The sequence below is a fragment of the Microbispora rosea genome (genome assembly GCF_900156315.1).
Taxonomy (GTDB): Bacteria; Actinomycetota; Actinomycetes; order Streptosporangiales; family Streptosporangiaceae; genus Microbispora; species Microbispora rosea.
The window spans coordinates 1-1,580 of sequence record NZ_FTNI01000075.1 but is presented as its reverse complement, the minus strand read 5'-3'; the positions used below and the strand labels follow the sequence as shown (position 1 = coordinate 1,580).

The following is a 1,580-nucleotide window of genomic DNA, read 5'->3' as shown; positions in this document are numbered from 1 at the left end:
AACGACGTCGGCCTCCTCGCCGAGGAATACGACCCCACAACAGACCGCCAACTCGGCAACTTCCCCCAAGCCTTCAGCCACATCCACCTGATCCGCACCGCCTGGGCGCTGAGCGGGGAGATACGCGGCGCCGGCATGGCGGAGGCGACGAGCAGGTGACCGCGCTCGCGGATGAGCGGACAGCCCGCGCCCGGTAGCGTGACGGGCATGCGGATCGAGGACTACGCCATGATCGGGGACATGCAGTCGGCCGCCCTCATCGGCCGGGACGGCTCGATCGACTGGCTGTGCCTGCCGAGGTTCGACTCCCCCTCCTGTTTCACACGGCTGCTCGGCGACGAGTCCAACGGCTTCTGGCGGCTCGCCGCCGCGGGACACGAGCAGGCCACGCGCCGCGCGTACGTCGAGGACACGCTCATCCTGGAGACCGTCTGGGAGACGCCCACGGGCGCGGTGAAGGTGATCGACTTCATGCCGTCCCGGCACGCCAACCCCGATCTCGTACGGATCGTGGAGGGCCTGTCCGGCACGGTGGAGATGACGACCGAGATCCGCATCCGCTTCGACTACGGCCGCATCGTCCCCTGGGTGCGCCGCAGCAACGGGCACCTGCACGCCATCGGCGGCCCCGACTCGGTCTGGATCCACTCCGGAGTCCCGCTGCACGGGGGCGATTACCGGCACCGGGCGACGTTCACCGTCGCCGCCGGCGAGCGGGTGCCGTTCGTGTTCACCTGGCACCCCTCCCACGAGCCGGAGCCGGAGCGGATCGACCCGCTGGAGCAGCTCGCCGAGACCAGGCTCCTGTGGGAGGAGTGGGTCTCCCGTTGCGGTTACCGGGGTCCCTGGCGCGACGCCGTGGTCCGCTCGCTCATCACGCTCAAGGCACTGACCTACAGCCCGACCGGCGGCATCGTGGCCGCCCCGACCACGTCGCTGCCGGAGCATCTCGGCGGGGTGCGCAACTGGGACTACCGCTACTGCTGGCTGCGCGACGCCTCCATGACGCTCGACGCGCTGACCGGCGCCGGATACGTCGAGGAGGCGGACGCCTGGCGTTCCTGGCTGCTGCGCGCCATCGCCGGCCGCCCCGAGGACGTCCAGGTCCTGTACGGCGTGGCCGGCGAACGCCGCCTGCCGGAGATGACGCTCGACTGGCTGCAGGGCTATGAGGACTCGACGCCCGTGCGGATCGGCAACGGGGCGGCGACCCAGCTCCAGCTCGACATCTACGGGGAGTTCGTCGACGCGCTCTACCAGGCGCGCAAGCAGGGCATGGCGCCGGACGACCACGCCTGGGCCCTGGTCACGAAGGTCATGGAGTTCTTCGAGCACAACTGGGACCAGCCCGACGAGGGACTGTGGGAGGTGCGGGGACCCCGCCGCCACTTCGTCCATTCCAAGGTCATGGCCTGGGTCGCGGCCGACCGCATGGTCCGGGTCATCGAGGAGCTGGGCCGGCGCGGCGACGTGGAGCGCTGGCGTGCCCTGCGCGACCGCATCCACGCCGAAGTCTGCGACAAGGGCTACGACCCCGTACGCAACACCTTCACCCAGTCCTACGGCTCCCGCGAACTGGA

The 1,580-nt window shown here is 70.3% G+C and carries 2 protein-coding genes; both read left to right on the top strand.

What is annotated here, in order from left to right:
• The coding region (locus tag BXA11_RS45595) for a glycoside hydrolase family 15 protein (RefSeq protein WP_143734828.1) at positions 1-159 on the top strand (159 nt) is incomplete at its 5' end.
• 48 nt (positions 160-207) lie between these two features.
• Positions 208-1,580: glycoside hydrolase family 15 protein (locus tag BXA11_RS41040; RefSeq protein WP_076443340.1), on the top strand; the 1,373-nt coding region annotated here is incomplete at its 3' end.